Origin of the sequence: Aestuariivirga sp., from assembly GCF_044239095.1 — a bacterium.
Lineage (GTDB): Bacteria > Pseudomonadota > Alphaproteobacteria > Rhizobiales > Aestuariivirgaceae > Aestuariivirga.
In genome coordinates this window covers 1-3,912 of the sequence record NZ_JBIICB010000345.1, presented here as the reverse complement: position 1 = coordinate 3,912, position 3,912 = coordinate 1, and the positions used below count along the sequence as shown (strand labels likewise).

General features: G+C 63.5%; 4 protein-coding genes. 3 read left to right on the top strand and 1 reads right to left on the bottom strand.

Annotation, left to right across the window (positions count from 1 at the left end; all coding sequences use genetic code 11):
• Nucleotides 1–1,313 (bottom strand): CocE/NonD family hydrolase (locus ACILRA_RS20810; RefSeq protein WP_395663963.1); only part of this gene is annotated, 1,313 nt, incomplete at its 3' end.
• A gap of 177 nt (nt 1,314–1,490) precedes the next feature.
• On the opposite strand from ACILRA_RS20810, the gene ACILRA_RS20805 reads away from it, so the two are divergent.
• From ACILRA_RS20805 to speB, 3 genes are all read left to right on the top strand, one after another.
• Nucleotides 1,491–2,087 carry a L,D-transpeptidase gene (locus ACILRA_RS20805; protein WP_395663962.1) on the top strand — a complete coding sequence of 199 codons (597 nt, stop codon included), beginning with the start codon at nt 1,491–1,493 and terminating at the stop codon, nt 2,085–2,087.
• Nucleotides 2,088–2,211: 124 nt separating this feature from the next.
• A complete protein-coding gene (locus tag ACILRA_RS20800; protein ID WP_395663961.1) occupies nt 2,212–2,970 on the top strand; it encodes an FkbM family methyltransferase in 759 nt (252 codons plus the stop codon).
• A gap of 71 nt (nt 2,971–3,041) precedes the next feature.
• The coding region (gene speB / locus ACILRA_RS20795) for an agmatinase (protein WP_395663960.1) at nt 3,042–3,912 on the top strand (871 nt) is incomplete at its 3' end.

Sequence of the window (3,912 nt, the reverse complement as noted above, 5' to 3'; positions counted from 1 at the left end):
CGCACCGCGATATGCGCGATGGGCTTGTCCACCGAGAAATCGAGTTCGACGGCCGGCTGGCCCACGATGTCGATGGCGGTCACGAGAGCCGGCGTGTCGAAGGTGATCGATTGCTCGTCGTCGCGCCGCTGGTCGCCCGGAAATTCCGGCCCCAGCCAGATGATGCAGTATTCGCCGCCGTCCGCCCCCGTGGTCTGCTTTGATGAGATGGTGAGCGCCGTCTCGCTGCCCTGATTGGGCCCGATGCCGCCGGCGTTGAGCCACCACTTCTTCGTCTCGACATGGCCGAAGCCCCAGAAATTGTCGCCCAGCCAGCGCCCGTTGATGCGCTCGGGGAAGGTGCCGGGCTTCCACGGCTCCATCACGTAGTAGCGGAAATCGGGATCGCGGGAGACGCCGGTGTTCTGGCCCTTCAGCCACTGGTCCCACCAGCGAAGGCATTCCTGCAGGAATCCGAAGCGCGGTTCCGGCACGGCGAAATGCGGGTACTTGTGCGCCCAGGGTCCGATGATGGCCTTGCGCGTCACCCGCAGCCCCTTCATCAGGCGCGGCACGGCGTTGGAATAGGCGTCGTTCCAGCCGCCCACCACCAGGGTGGGGGCCTCGACGGCGGAGAAATCCTCACAGATCGAGCCATGCTTCCAGTAGGCGTCGCGGTGCGGATGCTCGAGCCAGGGAATGACCAGGAAGGGCTCATTCTCGAGCCGCTCCATCCACATCGCGCGCCAGCGGTCGCCGACGATCGCAGGGTCGGGGGGCCGCGAGGAATAGGCGAGCATGGTTGCGGCCCAGCCCATCATCTCGTTCAGCACCGTGCCGCCCTTATAGTGCACGTCGTCTTCATAGCGGTCGTCGGTGGAGCAGATGGTGACGATGGCCTTGAGCGCCGGGGGCTTCCTCGCCGCCACCTGCAGCGCGTTGAAGCCGCCCCAGGAAATCCCGAACATGCCGACCTTGCCGGAGCACCAGGTCTGCTTGGCGATCCAGTCGATCACCTCCAGCGCGTCGTCCTGCTCCTGCTTGGCATATTCGTCCAGCATCACGCCGTCAGACTCGCCGTTGCCCCGCATGTCGACGCGGATCGCGGCATAGCCGTGGCCGGCAAAATAGGGGTGCGTCAGCGCATCGCGCACATGGGTGCCGTCCCGCTTGCGGTAGGGCAGGTATTCGAGCAGCGCTGGCACCGGATCGGCCTCCGCATCCTCCGGAAGCCACATGCGTGCGGCGAGCTTGGTCCCGTCAGAGAGCGGAATCCAGATGTTCTCGATTTCCCTTACCTTGCGCGGATAGTCGGTGATCGTCGTGATGGTCATGAGCCCCCTCGGGAAAAAATGCGGCCTGTGACGGCCGGCACAGAATGCTGCCGCCGCCACGTTACAAGGGTGGACATCGAAAGCAAAGATGAACGCCGGATAAACCACCAGCTCAGACCCCGTTCAGGGCAAGGCGGCTAGACCGGCGGAGACAACCGACGACAGGGAACCATCGCCATGAAAAAGCTCCTCGGGACTTTCGCCGCCGCAACCCTCGGCCTGGCCATTCTCGCCACCGGCGCCCACGCGGGCTCCGTTGCGCCCAGCCAGCAGGACGCCATCGTGATCGTCCCGGCCTCGGCCGGCCCGGCGGACGGGCAGGCCCCGGCTTCCGCCTTCAGGCGCGGCAAGATCGTGGCCTTCGAGACCACGGCCGAGGCCGGCGACATCATCGTGCTGACCCGGCAGAACCGGCTCTACCTCGTGCTCGGCGATGGCCAGGCCGTGATGTACCGGGTGGCCACCGCCAAGAAGGGCTTCGAGTGGCAGGGATCGCACGCCGTCACCGCCAAGGCCAAGTGGCCGGACTGGCGCCCGCCAGCCTCGATGCGCAAGCGCCGCCCGGACCTTCCAGCCCTCATGGTGGGCGGCCCCGACAATCCGCTGGGGGCACGCGCCATCTATCTCGGCTCCTCGATCTACCGCATCCACGGCACCAATGAGCCGTCCTCCATCGGCAAGGCCGCCTCCTCGGGCTGCATCCGCATGCTGAACGAGGATGTGACCGAGCTCTACCGCCATGTGAAGCTCGGCGCCCGGGTCAGCGTGCTCTGATCCACCGGCAGTCCCTGCCGCCACCCGCCGCGGAAAATGATTGCTCTCTTTGCATCGTCAGGCGATCTTGCCAGCTGACGGCAGGTCAAATGGGAACTGCCAGCTGAATGAAAGTTGAAGCGTGGTGAGCGAAGACGTCCTGCACAATCTTCAATCCGCTCAGCAATTTGCTGAAATGGCTGGAATGGAGAAGGCGAAAGCCAGAACACTCAATCTGACCTCGGCCATGGGTTTCACGGTGGCCTACCGGCCAGCATCATCGGATGAAGCCGTGATCGCGCATAGCTTTGAACATGACATCTTCCTGCGTGGCGTTCCTGAATATCAACCCCAGAGCACGCATACTGTCTTGGATGTCGGCGCCCATCTCGGAGATTTTTCGCTGCTCTTGTCCCGATCCGTGCAGCGGGTCTATGCGGTGGAAGCGCGGCAGGAAACATTTGCCTTGCTCAAGACGAACCTCTTTCTGAACGGTGTCACCAACGTCATTGCTGACCATGCCGCACTGGGTGACAAGAACGGCTACACTCAACTCTATCTCGCCACTGAAGGTGAGAGTTGGGGCGACTCGACTACTTTCAACTTCAGTGGTTCAGCAGAGTATGTGTCCTCCCTCACCCTCGAGCGCTACCTGTTCGAGCGCAATATCCCAGAAGTGAACTTTGCAAAGTTCAACTGTGAGGGGGCCGAGTTTCCAATCCTGCTGTCGGCAGACAAGCAGACACTGTCGAAATTCGAGACCATGCTTGTGCTCTATCATTGCGATCTCGTCAGCGGCGGGAAAGAGCGAATGCTGCATGAGAAACTCGGGCAATGCGGGTTCACGACATCGACCAGACATCAGACCGAGGGCCGCGGCTGGATCATTGCCACCCGCTCCTGATCTTGCGCGCCCGCTTCTCATCGGTCCAGGCGGGGTGCTATATGCCCGCCTCAAGAGAATTGGAGTCCCTCATGGCCGATCGCATCTTCAACCAGCCGCTGGGCGGCAACGACATGCCGCGCTTTGCCGGCCCCGCCACCATGATGCGGCTTCCCTCACAGCCCACCGCGGAGGGGCTCGACGTGTGCTTCGTGGGTGTTCCCATCGACATCGGCTCTTCCAACCGCTCGGGCACGCGCCACGGGCCGCGCCAGATCAGGGCTGAATCCTGCATGATCCGGCCCTACAACATGGCCACCCGTGCCAAGCCGTTCGAATCCCTGCAGGTGGCCGATATCGGCGACGTGCCGATCAACACCTTCGACCTCAAGAAGACGGTGGGGATCATCGAGGCGGCCTATGACGCGATCCTCGGGTATGGCTGCACGCCATTGACGCTGGGCGGCGACCACACGCTGACGCTTCCCATCCTCCGCGCCATGCGCAAGAAGCACGGCCCCGTCGCCATGATCCATGTCGATGCCCATGCCGACATCAACGATGAGATGTTCGGCGAGAAGATCGCCCATGGCACGCCATTCCGCCGCGCGGTGGAGGAGGGGCTGCTTGCCTGCGACAAGGTCTATCAGATTGGGCTGCGCGGGTCGGGCTATTCGCCGGAGGATTTCGACTGGCCGCGCAAGCAGGGCTTCACCGTGATCGAGGCCGAGCAATGCTGGTACAAGTCGCTGGCCCCCCTCATGCAGGAGGTGCGCGCAAAGATCGGCGATCACCCGGTCTACCTCACCTATGACATCGACAGCCTCGACCCCGCATTCGCACCTGGCACCGGCACGGTGGAGGTGGGTGGCCTCTCCACCTGGCAGGCACTCGAGATCATCCGTGGCTGCCGCGGCCTCAACCTCGTGGGCGGCGACCTCGTGGAGGTTTCCCCGCCGCTCG

Excerpts from the sequence above, each read along its gene's own strand:
- ACILRA_RS20805 (WP_395663962.1), top strand. The coding sequence starts at position 1,491 with ATGAAAAAGCTCCTCGGGACTTTCGCCGCCGCAACCCTCGGCCTGGCC.